The following is a 17,038-nucleotide window of genomic DNA, read 5'->3' on the forward strand; positions in this document are numbered from 1 at the left end:
GCAGCTTTGCTGCGACTTCACTCTTGGGAAGCATATTTTACTCTGGGAATCTTATGGCATTTCTCGATCCAACCCTGCTTATTCTGCTGGTGTTCGCCGGTTTAGGTATTATCAGCCACAACTCTGCGGTCACTATTGCGATGTTTTTCCTGCTGACGGTGCGGATAACGCCCCTCAATGCCTTCTTTCCGTGGATTGAAAAATATGGCCTGACGCTCGGCATTATTATTCTGACTATTGGCGTGATGGTGCCGATCGCCAACGGAAAAATTACCCCGAGCGCGCTGCTTCACTCCTTTATGCACTGGAAATCGATTCTAGCGATCGTCGTAGGCGTGGGCGTTTCGTGGCTGGGTGGTCGAGGCGTGATGCTGATGGGCTCACAGCCGCAGCTGGTAGCGGGTTTACTGGTCGGAACCGTGCTGGGCGTGGCGTTTTTCAAAGGCGTTCCGGTCGGGCCGCTGATTGCCGCCGGACTGCTTTCGCTGATGGTCGGAAAAAGCTAAATATATGGTTGATCAGTCGCTTACGCGCTGCCAGCGGCAAATGCAGCAGCAGGGCATGCGTCGACTATGCGTGCTGAGCGGCGATGCCGAATGGAGCGCGCAGCAGGCGAGAAACATTGCGGCGCAGTGTCCCGGCGACTGGCTGTGGATAGGCGCGCAGCCGCAGGACGATTTTCGCACCCTCCTTCCCGAGAAGGCGAATCAGCTGCTGGGGCAAGAGTTTTTGCACGGTATTTTTGATGCTCGCGAAGGGCTAAACGTTGAGGCGCTGGCCGCCTTTAGCGGCGTGTTACGCGCCGGAAGCTGGCTGATTTTGCTGGTTCCCGAGTGGAACGAATGGCCAAGCCTGCCCGATGCCGACAGCCGCCGCTGGAGCGAGCAGCCCGACGCCATCGCCACGCCGCGTTTTATCGAGCATTTTTGCCGCCACATTATGGCCGATTCGCAGGCCGTGCTGTGGCGTCAGGGAGAGGATTTACGTGCGCCGCTGCTGCCTCACGCGCCGAATTGGGCGATGCCGCTCGGCGCGCCGACGGGGCAGCAGCAAGTTATTCTCGACCAACTATTGCAGGCGCAGGACGGCGTGTGGGTGCTGACCGCCGCGCGCGGACGCGGTAAGTCAACGCTGGCGGGCATGCTGGTGCAACAGTGGCAAGGTCGCTGCTGGATCACCGCGCCGAGTAGGGCCTCGGGACAACGGCTTAACGAGCAGGGCGAAGAGCAGGCTTTTTTTCACGCCCCCGATGCGCTTCTGGAATTTCTTGAAAACGGCGGCAAGGTTGATGCCGACTGGCTTTTAATCGACGAGGCGGCGGCTATTCCAGCGCCGCTGCTTTCACGGCTAATCGGCTTTTTCCCGCGCGTACTGCTGACTACCACGGTGCAAGGTTACGAAGGCACCGGACGCGGATTTCTCCTCAAATTCTGCGCCTCGCTGCCGAAATGGCATGATTTGCGGCTTTCCGCGCCGATTCGCTGGGCCGAAAACGATCCGCTGGAAGCCTTTATCGACAGAGCGCTGCTGTTTAACGAACTCATCATTGATTTTCCGCCGTTTTTGCCCGCCTTACCCTTAGATATCAAACACGTTAATAACGATATTTGGTCGCAAGATCCCGCGCTGCTCGAAGCCTTTTATTCGCTGTTAAGCAGCGCGCACTATCGAACTTCGCCATTGGATTTACGCCGCTTAATGGACGCGCCCGGTATGGCGTTTTCGGTAGCGATGCGCGGCGAACGTTTGGCGGCGGCGCTGTGGCTGGTGGATGAAGGCGGATTATCTCCGGCTTTGGCGCACGAAGTGTGGGCCGGAAGACGGCGTCCGCGCGGCAATTTGGTGGCGCAATCTTTGGCCGCGCACGGCGGATTTCCGTCGGCGGCGGTGCTGCGTTCGCGGCGGATCACCCGTATTGCTACCGCCGCCGAGTGCCGCCGACAGGGCATCGCCAAAACGTTGGTGCAGGAACAGTGCCAGCAGGCCGAGCGAGAAGGGCTGGATTATCTCTCTGTAAGCTTCGGATTTACCAAAGATTTATGGCAATTCTGGCAAGGCTGCGGCTTTAAGATGGTGCGGGTCGGCGGCCAGCGCGAGGCCAGCAGCGGCTGCTTTGCCGCGATGGCGATGCTGCCGCTGAGCGACGCGGGTATTCAGCTTTGCCAAGACGCTACACTTCAGCTTGCCCGCAACGCGTCGCAGCTTCCTGAAGAGGTCGCAACAATATTGTTTTCTGATCAGTCGGTTATACGTGATGTGGTGGAGTCGGACGGAAAAGCTTTTGAGCTTGATGACGCCGATTGGCGCGAGCTGGTGGGTTTCGCCTTCGCCCATCGCGCGTTCGACAGCAGTCAGAGCGCGTTGCAGAGACTGTTAATCATCTCAGCGCTGCCTTTGCCCGCGCTGCGCGCCAGCGTGCAGCAACAGCAACCGGCGGCCGAGATTGCCGCGCGGCTCAGGCTGAGTGGCAAAAAAGCGCTGCTCCAGCATTATCGCCAAGAAACCCGCGAGGCGCTGCAACAGCTCGATGCTGCACGGGCCAACGTCTGGCAAGCCTTTGCCGCGCCTGCTTCTGGATTCTGAATTAAGAGCTTAATAAAAATAAATAACAACGGCAGGTCAATGACCTGCCGTCTCGCTCTGTAGAGCTATTTGAAGCATCGAAAAGTGGTGCAAGATAGATGAAATAAACGTGACCGACGGTTACTTCTTCTTGTCCTTAGGCCAATCGTCGTCATCGTCCCACTCGGCGTTATTATCGCGATGTGGCGGGATCTCGGGTTTATCTTTGAGATAGGCTTTCACATCGACCCGATTAAGCTCTTTAATGCCGCTGATGAGAATGCCGGCCAATACGATCAGCACTATCCACCAGTAATCTTTAATCCATTCCATAATACGTCTCCCTTACTGGTTACTCTTTTGAGCCTTGCGGCCCGTTATTCACGACATACTGCGCGAAAATTCTGTCCAGCTGGCTGACAATCCAGTCATGCCCAGCGAGGTCAACCTGCTGCCAGGCGGCGGTTAACAGTTCCGGCGTGAGCAAGCGTGCACACTCTTCGGCCAGCGGACGATAGCTTAAATGCCAAGGCTCGACCGCCACGCCGCCGGTATCCTGACTAAACGGGCGATAAAAACCAAACGCCGCCATATTGTCACTTAGCCACTGATTCAGCGCGTAAAAATAGCCGCCTTGTGCATATTCCCACGGCTCAAGCTGCAAGCTGCGGCCTGTGGGAATCAGCGAGGGATCGTAAATATCCAGATCGCTTCCCCAATGATGACGACTGCTGCCGGGCAGCGCCGACCAGCGCAAAATCAGTTCGCCGCGCTGGGCGTCGTCGAGCTGGCTAATGTCCACCGGCTGACTGTCACTGTTTAATACTGGTCGCTCGCCGCGGAATTTGCCATTCCAGATAGCCAGTTGCCGATCAAAGTCACGAAATGTGCTGGCCGGTTGCAAATTAAAGCCGGCCTGCGCGGCCGCCGCCTGTAATCGACGGAAGGCCTCGACCGCCTCGGGCTGCAGGCGATGGTTTGCCGTCAGCTCGACCAGATGATCGGTGGCGCGTCCGGTCAGCGCGGCGGCGTTAATCATCCGACCAGCTGATCCATGATGCGCTGGTACATCCGGCTGAGCAGCTGCAAATCGGCGGCGTTAACGCATTCGTTAATCTTGTGAATAGACGCATTAACCGGCCCTAATTCAACCACCTGCGCGCCCATCTGCGCGATGAAACGCCCGTCGGAGGTGCCGCCTGTCGTTTCAAGCACCGGCGTGTGTTCGGTGTAATGCTGCACGGCGTTAACCACGGCATCGACCAGCGCGCCGCGCGGTGTCAGGAACGGCTGGCCTGAAACCACCCAGTTCAGCGTGTAATGCAGCTTGTGTTTGTCGAGCAGGGCCGCCACGCGTTCCTTGATCAGCGCGTCGGTCAGTTCGGTGCTGAAACGGAAGTTAAATTGCACGTACAGTTCGCCCGGGATCACGTTATTGCTGCCGGTGCCCGCGTTGATATTGGCGATTTGCATGCTGGTCGGCGGGAAGAATTCGTTGCCATTGTCCCACACGGTGTCGGTCAGCTCGTTCAGCGCAGGCAGCGCGCGGTGTACGGGGTTATCGGCCAGATGCGGATAAGCCACGTGACCCTGCACGCCGTGAATTTGCAGGTTGGCGGTCATTGAACCGCGACGGCCATTTTTAACGATGTCGCCCACGCGCGTGGTGCTGGAAGGCTCGCCGACCAGACAGTAATCCATGCGTTCGTTGCGCGCCATCAGCGCCTTGACCACTTTCACCGTGCCGTTGACGGCGCTGGCTTCTTCATCGGAAGTAATCAAAAACGCCAAACGACCTTTGTGATGCGGATTTGCCGCCACGAAACGCTCGGCCGCCACGACCATCGCCGCCAGTGAGCCTTTCATGTCCGCCGCGCCGCGACCAAACAGCATGCCGTCGCGCAACGCAGGTTCGAACGGCGGCGTGATCCACAGCGAGGCATCGCCGGTCGGCACCACGTCGGTATGACCCGCGAAGGCCAGCGTTTTTCCTTCGCCACGGGTTGCCCAGAAGTTCAGCGTATCGCCGAAATTCATCGGCTCAATGTGGAAACCAATCGCCTGCAAACGGGCAATCAGCAACGCCTGACAGCCTGCATCTTCAGGGCTGAGAGACGGGCGGCGAATCAGCTGCTGCGCAAGATCGAGAACCGGACAAATCATTTACTTCACCTCCGCAACAAATTGCGCATAGCTTTCAGGTTTAAAACCGAGCAGCGATTCCCCGCTGGCGGCAAGCAGAAAAGGACGTTTGATCACGGCCGGATGCTCAAGCATCAGCGCCTTGGCCGCGTCTGCGTTGTCACAGGCGGCGCGCACGGATTCGTCGAGCTTGCGCCAGGTGGTGCCGCGCGTATTCAGCAGCGCTTCCCAACCCTGTTTGTCGACCAGCGTCTGGAGCAGCGCGTCGTCGAGGCCATCCACGCGATAATCATGAAAACGGGCATCGACGCCGTTTTCTTGTAGCCAGCGACGGGCTTTTTTCACGGTATCGCAATTTTTGATGCCGTAAATAATAAATGAGGCGGTTTCTGCCATGTGCAAACGTACCCTAAAAGTTAACTCGTCCGATTAGGGAAGAAATCAGACGAAAAATAGCCAGTTACGGGCCGAAAGCCTCCGATTTGGCGCGCTTTCGACCTGCAAAAAAGATGCGTTACATAATGCGGTAAAACGTCGGCTGGATCTACCCTTGTGCGCGGGCGCTTTTCTTGGCCCGCCCGCGTCCGCTGGCCGCTGCGCCTCGGTTTCGCTCCTCGATAACCAGCAGCGCGATTTCGCCGGACGCGACGGTATGTTCCACGGCGCGCAGTGCGGCTGAATCGGCATCATTGGCCTCGATGGCGGTGATGATCGCCCTGAGTTCGCGCATGCTGTTTTCGGCGCGGCCCGGCCAGCGAGTAGAAGAAAAGCGAAACAGTGCCAGCCGGTTAAGCAGCGAAAAGAGGGTCTGGCCGATAGCCATATTGCCCGTGCCTTCCGTGAGCACGCGATAGAAATTTTCAGACGACGTGATCACCAGCACCATGTTTTGCGTGGCGTGACCGCGAGCAATCTCCTCGACCGATTCGCGCAGGCTGGCGCGTTGAGCGGCGCTGGCCCGCTGGGTAAACAGCCGCGCGCAGCTGCTCTCCAGAATGCCGCGCAGCTCGTAAATCGAACGCACTTCTTCGACCGACAGTTGCGACACCATCGGCCCGCGATAACGCACGGTAGTGATTAATCCTTCCGCCTCAAGGCTGCGAAACGCTTCGCGCACCGCGCTGCGACTGACGCCCGTGAGCTCGCAGATTTCTCGCTCGCGCAGCGGCTCGCCGGGTAAAAAATCACCGACCGCAATGCCAGAGCGAATCTTGTCTTCAACCAGCTCGCGCGCGCTGATGTTTGCTTTTTGTTCCGACATGCTCAGAATTTCTCCACAAGAATACAATTTGCGTTTTTTCGTCAGACAATTTAAAACAGAATTGTCTGATGATTTTTATTGCACTACGCCCAGCATACAACACCCGTTGGCATGCTTCGAGATGGCGTTAACAGAAAAAGGCACGAATTGATTTTTCACCTCCAATCAAAAGTTTTTGACCTGAAATTAATAGCTTTTGACCTGTAATTAATAGCTTTTGACCTGAAATCGAAAGTTTTTGACCTGTAATCAATTGTTGAGGAACTGCGTAATGTCACAACCCTGGACTTGGCCGGAAAGCGAATGGCGTGGATATGTCGATAAAGTCCGCGCGGGAGAACCTTTGAAGGCCGCGTGGCCCGCCGGCAACAACGTCGCCGTCGCGCTTTCATTCGATAGCGACCACGAAACTATTCCCCTGCGCGACGGCGAAACCTCGCCCGGACGTTTGGCCGCGGGCGAATACGGCGCGCGCATCGGCATTGGTCGCATCCTCAAACTGCTCGAAAAATATGGCGCACCGGCCTCATTTTATCTGCCTGCGGTGTGCGCGCTGCTGCGTCCCGACGAGAGCAAAACCTACGTCGCGGCGGGGCATGAAGTGGGCATTCACGGCTGGATCCACGAGCGTAATTCGCTGCTCGATTATCAAACCGAACGCGATTTGATGCTGCGCGCCGCCGACGTGCTTGAGAAAACTTCAGGCGTGCGTCCAGTCGGGATCCGCACGCCGTCGTGGGACTATTCGCCGCACACGCTGCGCATCATCCGCGAAATGGGGCTGATTTATGACTCCTCGCTCATGGCCGACGACGAACCTTACGAGCTGATTGAAGAGGGCGTGGCGACCGGCGTGGTGGAAATTCCGGTGGAGTGGATCCGCGATGACGCCCCGTATTTCACCATGGACCGCTTTAACTCGATTCGCCCGCACACCAAACCGCGCGACGTGCTGGAAATCTGGATCGACGAGTTCAACGCAGCGTATCAGGAAGGCGGCGTTTTCCAGCTCACCATGCACCCGCACGTCATTGGTCATCGTTCCAGGATGGTGATTCTCGATGAACTGATGCAGCACATTACCTCGCATGAAGGCGTGTGGTTTACCACGCACGCGGGGCTGGCGAATCACGTCGGTAAGCAGCTGAAAAACCGTCAGTAATCGCGCTTTATTGTTAATCGTCATCCAAAAAAATAATAAAAAATAATCTTTAACAGTCAGCTTCAAACCCATTCGGGACGTCATAAACGGGAATTTCACTCTTTTATTTTTCATTGACTCAGGGGGTTTAGATGGTAGCCACACCCGAAACGACAGCCACGGCGTCGCCGCACAAGTTTACCGCGCATCAAAGAAAAGTGGTGTTTGCCGCCGCGATTGGCAACGTGGTCGAATGGGTTGACTGGGGCCTGTACGCGGTCTTCGTTAAAATTATCTCGCAGGAATTTTTCCCGTCGGGCGACAGCGTGGCCAGCCTGCTGACGACGCTGGGCTTTTTCGCCATCGGTTTTATCATGCGTCCCGTAGGCGCGGCATTTCTGGGTTCCTATGCCGACAAGTTTGGCCGCAAGAAAGGGCTGATTTTGTCGATTGCCCTGATGTCTGGTTCGGCGCTGGTGATGGCGCTGACGCCAAGCTACGCGGTGATTGGCGTGTGGGCGACGGCGATTTTGCTGGTCTGCCGACTGGTGCAGGGTTTCTCGGCGGGCGGTGAATTCGGTGCTTCATCTGCGCTGCTGGTGGAGTCAGCGGGCAAGGGTCGTCGCGCCTTTGCCGGTTCGTGGCAGCAGGTTTCTGTCGCGGGCGGCACGCTGATCGCCTCCTTTATGGGCACTATTTTTACCTGGTTCCTGTCACCCGAAGCCTTGCTGAGCTGGGGATGGCGCGTGGCGTTTCTGGTTGGCGCGGCATTAGGGCTGATTGGCATCTGGCTGCGCGTCAGCGTGAGAGAAACGGAATCTTTTGTTTCGCACAAACCTGCCATCACCTCTCAGGTTCACCCGTTAAAAGCGATGCTGTTTCATCATCCAAAAGCCGCGCTGCGCGTGGCGGGAATCACCATTGCCGGCACGCTGACCTACTATATCTGGCTCAACTATTTGCCGACTTACGCCAACATTACCACCGGACTGCCGTTGAAAGAGGCGTTTTTATCGCAGACGATCAGCATTGCCGTGTTTATGGTGCTGCTGCCGTTTGCGGGCATGCTGTCGGATAAAATTGGCCGCAAGAAGACGCTCGGCGCGTTTGCCGTCTGCTTTATCCTCTTCTCCTATCCGCTGCTGGCGATGCTGAGCAATAATTTTTGGAGCCTGCTGTTTGTGCAGCTGGCCGGAATTATTTTCCTGCTCGGCTATTCGTGTAACTGTGCCGCCATCATGGCCGAGCAGTTTCCGCCGGAAGTTCGCGCGACCGGCATTGCGTTGCCTTACGCGCTAGCGGTAGCAATCTTTGGTGGAACCGCGCCGTACATCACCACCTGGATGCATTTTAACGGTTTTATCAATTATATTTGGCTATACGTGGCGGTTGCCGCATTAATTTCGCTGATTGTTTATTTACGGATGCCTGAAACCAATAACGCTGATTTTGAATAAGATTTTGAACAATTGGGATTTAATGCCGCATTAATAATAATCGGGGTCACTTTCATTACCCTTATGAAAGCGTGATCCCGGCTTTATTATCGGAATAAACAATTTGTCTGTTTATTTATTGCTCGTATAATCCACTCCGGTTAATCAAGAGGTGTATTATGGTCGAGCAAGAGCTAGGTAATTGGAAAGACTTCATCGAAAGCATGCTGCGCGGCTAAGCCCGCCCGCTGCCTAGAGTAGAAAATATAACAAGTTATTATTGTTACATTAGTTTTATCCACGGGAATAAGTTTACTGCTCATCAACCTGAAAAAAGTTTGCTATAAAATTTCCAGATGATGAGAAAAGGCTATGACCGAGCAATAAATATTGCGACAGGTTTTAACCTTTAAATAACAAAAGGCGCTAATTTGATTAGCGCCTTTTTGCTTTTATATTTTCATTTCCTGCACCATTATCACGAAGGTTATTACTCTCGTGATAATGGTTAAGGCATGACTTATTAATTCGCTTCGGTTTCAATCACTTCATTAATTAAGGTCGGCTTTTCCTGTTTACCCGGAAAACGGCGACGCACCAGCACGAAGAACAGCGGCACGAAGAAAATCGCCAGCACGGTCGCCGTGATCATCCCGCCGATAACGCCGGTACCGACAGCGTGCTGACTGCCCGAACCTGCACCCTGACTGGTCGCCATCGGCAAGACGCCGAAAATAAACGCCAGTGAAGTCATCAGGATAGGGCGCAGGCGCTGGCGCGAAGCCTCAAGCGTCGCCTGCAACAAATCTTTGCCGCGCGCGTTTAAATCATTGGCAAATTCAACGATCAGGATGGCGTTTTTCGCCGACAGGCCAATAATCGTCAACATTCCGACCTGGAAATACACGTCGTTTTCCAGCCCGCGCAGATAAGTGGCGATGACCGCGCCGATCACCCCGAGCGGCACCACGAGCATCACGGAGAACGGAATCGACCAGCTCTCATACAGAGCCGCCAGACACAGGAACACTACCAGCAGAGAAATCGCATACAAAGCAGGCGCTTGCGAACCCGAAAGGCGTTCCTGATAGGACATGCCGGTCCACTCCAGGCCGACACCGGCTGGCAGCTTGGCGACCAGTTTTTCCATTTCATCCATCGAGGCACCACTGCTCACGCCATTCGCCGCTTCGCCGACAATTTCCAGCGACGAGCTGCCGTTATAACGCTCCAGACGCGGCGAACCGGTTTGCCAATGCGAGGTGGTGAAGGCCGAGAAAGGCACCATGGTTCCGGTGGTATTGCGCACAAACCACTGGTCAACATCGTCGGGCAGCATGCGGAACGGCGCATCGGCCTGCACGTAAACCTTTTTCACTCGGCCACGATCGACGAAATCATTGACGTAAGTCGAGCCCCACGCGGTGCTGAGCGTGCTGTTGATATCGGCAATCGACAGGCCCAGCGCCTGCGCCTTGTGCTGGTCGATATCGATTTGCAGCTGCGGGCTGTCATCTAAACCATTGTGGCGAACGCGCGACAATAACGGGCTTTTTGCTGCCATATCAAGCAGTTGGTCGCGTGCCGCCATCAGCTGTGCGTGACCCAGACCGGCGTGGTCCTCCAGCTCCATATCAAAGCCCGATGAGTTACCCAACCCGTTAATCGCGGGCGGACTGCTGGCGATAATTCGCGCGTCGTTATATTCGTTTTTACTGAACTCTTTGGTCGCACGATCGATGATATCAAAAGAAGTATTGTGCCCCGAGGTGCGGTCGTCCCAATCGGCCAGTCGCACGAACATACGCGCCACGTTTTGGCCGTTACCGCCGGGCCCCGATCCAATGGTCGAGAACACCGACAGCACGTCTTTCTTCTCGTGAGTCAGGAAATATTGCTCGACCCGCGCGACCACTTTGGTGGTTTGTGCCATGGTCGAACCCGGCGGCAGCTGGATCTGCACGGTAAACACGCCACGGTCTTCCTGCGGCAGGAAAGAGGTCGGCAGCTTAACGAACAGCACCGCCAGCGCAATGACCAGCAGCAAATAAACCAGCATGTAACGAAAACCGTGATGCAGCACGCGGCCAACGCCACTCTCGTAGCGGCGGGCGTTCTTGTCGAACATGCGGTTAAACCAGCCAAAGAAGCCGCGTTTGCCGTGATGATGACCTTGGGCGATAGGTTTTAAAATCGTTGAACAAAGGGCGGGGGTGAGCGTTAGCGCGACAAATACCGACAGCACCATCGCAGCCACAATCGTGACCGAGAATTGACGATAAATCGCGCCCGTCGTACCGCCAAAGAAGGCCATCGGCACGAATACCGCCGACAGCACCATGGTAATGCCGACCAGTGCGCTCTGAATCTGGCCCATAGATTTGCGCGTCGCGTCGCGCGGACTCAGGCCTTCTTCACTCATCACCCTTTCAACGTTTTCAACCACCACGATGGCGTCATCGACCAATAGCCCGATGGCCAACACCATCGCAAACATCGTTAACGTATTGATACTGTAGCCAAACTGGTGCAACACCACGAAGGTGCCGAGCAGTACTACCGGCACGGCAATGGTCGGGATCAGCGTGGCGCGGAAGTTTTGCAGGAACAGGTACATCACCAAAAATACCAGTACGATCGCTTCAAACAGCGTTTTCACCACGTCAGTGATCGCGGCTTTTACGAACGGCGTGGTTTCATAGGCGATTTCCGTTTTCAGCCCGTGCGGGAAATACTGCGAAAGCTGCTGAATTTTGGCGCGCACGGCGGTGTCAGTTTGCAGTTCGTTGGCGCCGGAAGCCAGCTGCACGCCCATTCCCGAGGCGGGTTGGCCGTTATAGCGGCTGTCAAAATTGTAGTTTTCCGCGCCTAAACCAATCGTCGCAACCTGACCCAATTTCACTTCCGAGCCGTCGGCGTTAACGCGAATGGTGATATCGCGGAACTGATCGGGCGTTTGCAGCTGCGATTGGGCGTTAACCGTGGCGTTCAGCGCCTGCTGGTCAACCGCTGGCGTGCCGCCAAGCTGGCCAACCGCGACCTGACTGTTCTGGTTTTCGATGGCGGTGACGATGTCGGCGGTGGTCAGGCTGTAATTATTCAGCTTGTTGGGGTCGAGCCAGATGCGCATCGCATACTGCGTGCCGTAGGCGTTGATGGTGCCCACGCCCGTCACGCGGCTGATCGGGTCCTGAATATTCGAGGCGACGTAATCGGAGATATCCTGCTTGCTCATGCTGCCGTCGGTTGAAACAAACGCCACCATCATCAGGTTGGTATCACCGGTTTTCGATACCGTAACCCCCTGACTTTGCACCGTTTGCGGCAATCTTTTCAGCGCTTGCTGAAGCTGGTTTTGCACCTGCTGCAAGGCTTCGTTGGGGTCGGTGCCCGCTACAAAGCTCAGCGTTATCTGCGCCTTACCGTCGTTGCTGCTTTGGGATGACATATACATCAGATTGTCGAGGCCGGTCATATTCTGCTCGATAATCTGCGTCACGGTATTTTCGACGATCGTTGCCGACGCACCCGGATACTGGGCGGTAATACGCACGTTTGGCGGCGCTAACGCGGGGTATTGTTCAACGGGCAGGTCATAAATAGCCAAGGCACCCGCCAGAGAGATAATAATCGCCAATACCCAGGCAAAAATGGGGCGATCGATGAAAAAGTTTGCCATCCGTCAAGCCTCGTTATCACCCGTAGGGCAATGAACATCAGGAAATAATGAAAATTCCGGTCTAATAAAGTCGGCTGAAATGTCACCCGTACGTTCCAACACTTTACCTTTAATACTCACAGAAAACGTGGAGAAATAAAGGAGATGATGTAAAAACAGGTGGGCGGCCCGAGATGGCCGCCAGCTGGGAGAATTAAAGGGAGGTAGGGCAATTTATTCCGGCATTTGCAGGGCATTAAAAAGTCGGAAAACGCTTAGGCTCTGTGCTCCAGAAACATTACCGTTGCCGCCACGCGCGAGCGTACATCGAGTTTTCTCAGCACGTTGCGAATGTGAACTTTGACCGTCTCTTCAGAAATTGTCAGCTCACGCGCCACTTCTTTATTGGACTGGCCTTTTGCCACTTCATGCAATACGCCAATTTCCCGTTCGGTCAGTTTTTGCAGGGGATTAACCCGGCTGTTTTCCGCCTCGAGAGAGTTTCTGATCTCCTCATTCAGACAATGTTTACCCTGCGCGGTTAACAGGATCTGCTCCAATAAATATTCGGGTTCGCTATCTTTGAGCAAATAGGCGTCGGCACCGGCGTTAATCAGATTGGCAATATCACAGGGGGAGTCTGAAACGGTAAGAATAATAATTTTCGCCGTACAACCTTCGGCTCTCAGCGCCTGTAAAGTTTCAAGCCCGGAGAGGCCGCGCATATTCAGGTCGAGAATAATCACGTCGAGATTCGCTATTCTTGCGGCCGCCAATGCTTCAACGCCGCTCGCCGCTTCTGCAACCACATGCAGGCGAGGGGAGACGTGCAGCAACTGTTTGACCGCGCGAATAATCAGCGGGTGATCGTCGACAATCATTACGCTGTAATGTTCGGCAGCCGACTTTGCAGAAAGCGCGTCGCCATTAAGAGAAGAAGAGGGTAATTCGGTGTAGAGTGTAGGGGTATTATTCGCCATTGTTAATATCAGCTATGCTGCTCCATTTTGCATACTGCTTTCATCCGTAGTTAAGAGCATACTGCCTATAGGATTTTTATCAATATTAGGCGCATTCCGAGCTTAGTATTCCTTCGCATTCTTTGCTGAACCTTCTACTATTGAACATCCCCTTTTCACCTATGCCGAGGCGTTATGTCCGCTAAAATTGAAATCATCAGCAATAAAGTGCTGTCTGAGAACTGGTTCACGCTGCGTAATTACACCTACGATTTAATCAAGCAGGACGGCAGCAAAGTCCGGCATAAACGCGAAGTCTATGATCGCGGTAACGGTGCAACTATTTTACTCTTCAGCCGCCGCAAGCAAACCGTGCTGCTGGTGAGGCAATTTCGGATGCCTATTTTTGCCAATGGCGGCAACGACGGCATGCTGATCGAAACCTGCGCGGGTTTGCTGGATGACGATTCACCCGAAGACTGCATTCGCAAAGAGGCGATTGAAGAGACCGGTTATCAGGTCGGCAAGGTCGAAAAGCTGTTTGAGCTTTATATGTCGCCGGGCGGCGTGACAGAATTAATTCATTTCTTTGTGGCGGAATACGATGACGACTCGCGCAACAATGCGGGCGGCGGCGTGGAAGATGAAGATATCGACGTGCTGGAAATCCCGTTCGAAAAAGCGCTCGAGATGATAAAAAATGGCGAGATCAAAGACGGGAAAACGGTGTTGCTGTTGCAATACGCGCAGCTTCACGGCCTGATGAACGCCAAATAGTGGCCTGATAAAGCGTGTTGATAAGCCGCTGATAAATCAGTAGAACAGACCGAGGTTAATCACTTCGGTCTGAGTAAAACCTGATTTTTTTATGAGTAATATCTGAGTAAATCCTGAGTAAGAACTGAGTATGATCTGAGTAAACCTGAATTCCCTCCGATCAAGATCTGATCATACTCTGCGTCAATCTGCCTTTACTGAGGCAGCGCGAGCGCCACGCCGCCCTGATATTTATCTCTCACTGACCACGGCAATACCGACCAGTGTGTTCCTTCGCAGGCCCGCATCACCCGCGCAAACGACGGCCCAAAATGAATACCTTTCGGCGTCAGATACCACGACGGGAAATACCAGATCTCTGCATCGCTATAATCACAGTTGTCGTCACCCTTGGGCTTTTGCATCTCGCGCGGATAAAGCTGTTTAAACTGCGTAATAAGCCACGGAGCAAAGTTCTTCTCGCGATACTCTGAATAGTCGTCAAAACTCACGCTATTCCCACTCTGATCGCCCGTATCCTCGGCATACATATAGTGGAAGGGCTTCTCTTTACCAACCCATAAAATATCTTCCAGCGACAGCGCTGCGCCAGTTTGCGCGTCTAGATTAAGAGGCGAATCACCAAAATCGGGATGCGCGCCACCACAGCTGTAGCTGGTGGAAACATTAACGCTCACCGCCGTGGGCGAGAGCAGCTCCGGCGTAACGCTCTGCACGAAATCCCCTTTACCAAACTGGCTGGCACCCAGCATACAGCTATGATAATCGATCACCTGCTGCCATAAGCGTGCCATCAGCTGCTCGTTAATCAGCTTGAGTTGGGCATCGGGATAGCCTGAGGTCAGTGTAAACAGCGAAATATCAGACTGAGGCTCGTGCCACCATTGCAGCGGATAACCCATAAAATTTTGCTGCTTGCCCTTTTTCAGCGCCAGCCCACTCAGGCGTAGATATTCATAGGGCGCGTCGTGGATGAGCTGCGTCAGGAAAACGTCTGGATTACTCTCAGGCAGAACCGCCGGAGTCAAGGCAATGGGCATGATTTTTCCCTGAGGATTTGACCATGTTCCCTGCCAGCCGGATTTGCCGTCGGATTGCAGCCTTAATGTCGGCCTTGGCGTGTCGTTAAAATCGTCCATTCCCTCTTGCAGCGTCAGCTCGCCATCTTCCTGCGTGCCATTTAGCGGCAGGTCGAGATGATATTTCTGGTAGAAGTAGCGACCCGTAATCGCTTCCGGTTTATTCAGGTCGAGTTCCATGACAATAGGCGTTTTGCCGAGCGTGCCAGTCAGCACAATAGGCGGCTCTTCGGCGAATGCCAGACTCGCGCGTAACGCAAATATCAGGAGAATTATCTTTATTGTTATCGCCAGTAATCGTGAGGGGTAATCTTTCGCCATCCCTAATTTACCTTTTAATATGACTGCTGCTGATAAACAGAATATCAGCTAAGCGTGTGCCTTGGCGTATTACTGCGCAACAAAACGTGTTCGTCTGCTATTTACTGAAACTTTTCGCCATAAAGGCGTCGGGGTGGCGAGTCATTGCCACGCTTTGGCTTCAGAAATGCTATCCATCTCTTATTATTAGTAAAAAGCTATTACGGGTAAAAAACTATTACTGATAAAAAACGGGTAAAAAAATGATGCTTTTCGGGCAGAGTCTTTGCACAGCTTAGGTTAATATCTACAGGTTTACTTCGTTAAAGAGTTGAAATGTGATGATACCCAACTGGATAGCCGCACCGCTGCTGTTATTGGTCTTCTTTGTGCCCGGTTTTGCGCACGCCGATCCGCTACAGCGTATTTATAATGACTGGCAGGTAAGTTGCGACAATATAAATCGCTGTTCGGCGAGAAGTTCGCAGGACAGTCAGGGGCTGGTTTTACAGCTCACCCGCGAGGCAGGGCCAGAAGGCCGAGCCAGCGTCAGCATTGATTTTCAGCGTAACAATGACGAACAAAGTACCGATCTACCCATTGCTAACCGTTTGATGCTTAACGGTAAAGCGCTGACTTTTAACCGCCGTGAGTGGGACGTGGGCAAAAAGCACATTGCCAGCATTAATCGCGTGGTGGTCAGCGAGTTTGTTAACACTATCCGTGACGGCAGCAGCATTCAGCTCGGCGGCAAGCTCGAGGCGCAGCAAACGACGCATCCAGGTATTTCTCTTAACGGTTTAAAAGCGGCGTTGCTGGCTATCGATCAGCAGCAGTCACGCGAAGGGACTAAAACCGCGTGGGCGAGCCGAGGCAACAAGCCGATTACTGCCGTGCCTCCCGCACCCGCCGTGCCTGTGATGCCGCGTTTTAGTGAACCTCATCCGCTTTCCGACAGCGAAATTTCGGCTATCACACAGAACACGGCCAGCAACATCGAGAATAACGACTGTAGCCTCGACCCTTCCGAGCGTGAAGTACATCTCTTCCCGTTGACGAATGACAAGGCGCTGATGACGGTTAACTGTGATATGGGCGCGTATAATCTGTACGTGCTGGGCTACATCGTGTCGCGTCAGGCACCGTACAAAGCCGAAAATCTGGTGCTCACGATGCCGTTTAAGGCCGGTGAAGACGATCAGCCACCCGAGCTGATCAATGCTGATTTTGATGAAAAAAGCGGGATTCTTTCGACGCTCGACAAGGGCCGTGGACTAGGTGATTGCGGCGTATCATCACGGTGGGTCTTTGATGGCAAAGCTTTCACGCTTGCAGCGTATGCATCCGAGCCGAGTTGTGATGGGTATAGTCGGAGCGGGGAGTGGCCGACCTTATGGGTTTCGAGATAGATTTTAAAATCTATTGGCAAACTTTTAAGTTCAAGGTCAACGGATTTTGACCTGAAATCTTTTAAATTCAAGTTCAACTGCATGCGCTTCGCTTACTGCGCGGCGGCGCAGACCGCCTCAAGAGGCGCAATCGGGTTTAGATTTGAAAATCTAACAGCAAACTTTTAAATTCAAGTTCAACTGCATGCGCTCCGCTTACTGCGCGGCGGCGCAGACCGCCCAAAAGGTATGCCAAGGTGCACTGAACCCCAAAACTTGGACACCTGTTTTTATTACAACTTTTCACTATGAACCCGGTATTCCACCGGGCTCAT

The 17,038-nt window shown here is 54.0% G+C and carries 15 protein-coding genes; 7 read left to right on the forward strand and 8 right to left on the reverse strand.

The window, feature by feature from the left end:
* Window positions 1–53 precede the first annotated feature (53 nt).
* Entirely contained in the window at window positions 54–506 is a 453-nt protein-coding gene (locus SC206_RS11025; protein ID WP_332737111.1) for a DUF441 domain-containing protein, read from the forward strand.
* A 4-nt stretch (window positions 507–510) separates the two neighbouring features.
* A complete protein-coding gene (locus SC206_RS11030) occupies window positions 511–2,583 on the forward strand; it encodes a tRNA(Met) cytidine acetyltransferase TmcA (RefSeq protein WP_332737114.1) in 2,073 nt (690 codons plus the stop codon).
* Window positions 2,584–2,703: 120 nt separating this feature from the next.
* Here SC206_RS11030 and SC206_RS11035 read toward each other — a convergent pair whose 3' ends face one another.
* From SC206_RS11035 to SC206_RS11055, 5 genes are all read right to left on the reverse strand, one after another.
* Window positions 2,704–2,895, reverse strand: coding sequence for a YpfN family protein (locus SC206_RS11035; protein WP_045049243.1), 192 nt, complete (start codon window positions 2,893–2,895; stop codon window positions 2,704–2,706).
* A gap of 19 nt (window positions 2,896–2,914) precedes the next feature.
* The gene (locus tag SC206_RS11040) at window positions 2,915–3,601 is read right to left on the reverse strand and encodes a M15 family metallopeptidase (protein WP_332737117.1); all 687 of its coding nucleotides are present in this window, start codon (window positions 3,599–3,601) and stop codon (window positions 2,915–2,917) included.
* Entirely contained in the window at window positions 3,598–4,725 is a 1,128-nt protein-coding gene (dapE, locus tag SC206_RS11045; protein ID WP_332737119.1) for a succinyl-diaminopimelate desuccinylase, read from the reverse strand. Before dapE ends, SC206_RS11040 begins: the two co-directional genes overlap by 4 nt.
* The gene (locus tag SC206_RS11050; RefSeq protein ID WP_332737121.1) at window positions 4,726–5,100 is read right to left on the reverse strand and encodes an ArsC family reductase; all 375 of its coding nucleotides are present in this window, start codon (window positions 5,098–5,100) and stop codon (window positions 4,726–4,728) included.
* Between the two features lie 148 nt (window positions 5,101–5,248).
* Window positions 5,249–5,965 carry a GntR family transcriptional regulator gene (locus SC206_RS11055; protein WP_332737122.1) on the reverse strand — a complete coding sequence of 239 codons (717 nt, stop codon included), beginning with the start codon at window positions 5,963–5,965 and terminating at the stop codon, window positions 5,249–5,251.
* 271 nt (window positions 5,966–6,236) lie between these two features.
* Here SC206_RS11055 and SC206_RS11060 point away from each other — a divergent pair, with 271 nt between their 5' ends.
* From SC206_RS11060 to ypfM, 3 genes are all read left to right on the forward strand, one after another.
* The gene (locus tag SC206_RS11060; protein ID WP_332737123.1) at window positions 6,237–7,127 is read left to right on the forward strand and encodes a polysaccharide deacetylase family protein; all 891 of its coding nucleotides are present in this window, start codon (window positions 6,237–6,239) and stop codon (window positions 7,125–7,127) included.
* A gap of 131 nt (window positions 7,128–7,258) precedes the next feature.
* On the forward strand, window positions 7,259–8,563 hold the full coding sequence (locus SC206_RS11065) for an MFS transporter (RefSeq protein WP_332737125.1): 1,305 nt from the start codon (window positions 7,259–7,261) through the stop codon (window positions 8,561–8,563).
* 158 nt (window positions 8,564–8,721) lie between these two features.
* The gene (gene ypfM / locus SC206_RS11070) at window positions 8,722–8,781 is read left to right on the forward strand and encodes a protein YpfM (protein ID WP_332737148.1); all 60 of its coding nucleotides are present in this window, start codon (window positions 8,722–8,724) and stop codon (window positions 8,779–8,781) included.
* Between the two features lie 284 nt (window positions 8,782–9,065).
* On the opposite strand, the gene acrD is transcribed toward ypfM, so the two are convergent.
* Both acrD and SC206_RS11080 read right to left on the reverse strand, forming a co-directional pair.
* The gene (gene acrD, locus SC206_RS11075; RefSeq protein WP_332737127.1) at window positions 9,066–12,221 is read right to left on the reverse strand and encodes a multidrug efflux RND transporter permease AcrD; all 3,156 of its coding nucleotides are present in this window, start codon (window positions 12,219–12,221) and stop codon (window positions 9,066–9,068) included.
* 254 nt (window positions 12,222–12,475) lie between these two features.
* On the reverse strand, window positions 12,476–13,081 hold the full coding sequence (locus SC206_RS11080; RefSeq protein WP_332737150.1) for a response regulator: 606 nt from the start codon (window positions 13,079–13,081) through the stop codon (window positions 12,476–12,478).
* 273 nt (window positions 13,082–13,354) lie between these two features.
* On the opposite strand from SC206_RS11080, the gene nudK reads away from it, so the two are divergent.
* On the forward strand, window positions 13,355–13,936 hold the full coding sequence (gene nudK, locus SC206_RS11085) for a GDP-mannose pyrophosphatase NudK (protein WP_332737129.1): 582 nt from the start codon (window positions 13,355–13,357) through the stop codon (window positions 13,934–13,936).
* 194 nt (window positions 13,937–14,130) lie between these two features.
* Here nudK and SC206_RS11090 read toward each other — a convergent pair whose 3' ends face one another.
* Entirely contained in the window at window positions 14,131–15,336 is a 1,206-nt protein-coding gene (locus SC206_RS11090) for a hypothetical protein (protein WP_332737131.1), read from the reverse strand.
* A gap of 320 nt (window positions 15,337–15,656) precedes the next feature.
* Between SC206_RS11090 and SC206_RS11095 the strand changes: the two genes are divergently transcribed.
* Window positions 15,657–16,724, forward strand: coding sequence for a DUF1176 domain-containing protein (locus SC206_RS11095; protein ID WP_332737152.1), 1,068 nt, complete (start codon window positions 15,657–15,659; stop codon window positions 16,722–16,724).
* Window positions 16,725–17,038 lie beyond the last annotated feature (314 nt).

This window comes from Rouxiella sp. T17, assembly GCF_036663475.1.
In the GTDB taxonomy this organism is placed as follows: Bacteria; Pseudomonadota; Gammaproteobacteria; order Enterobacterales; family Enterobacteriaceae; genus Rouxiella.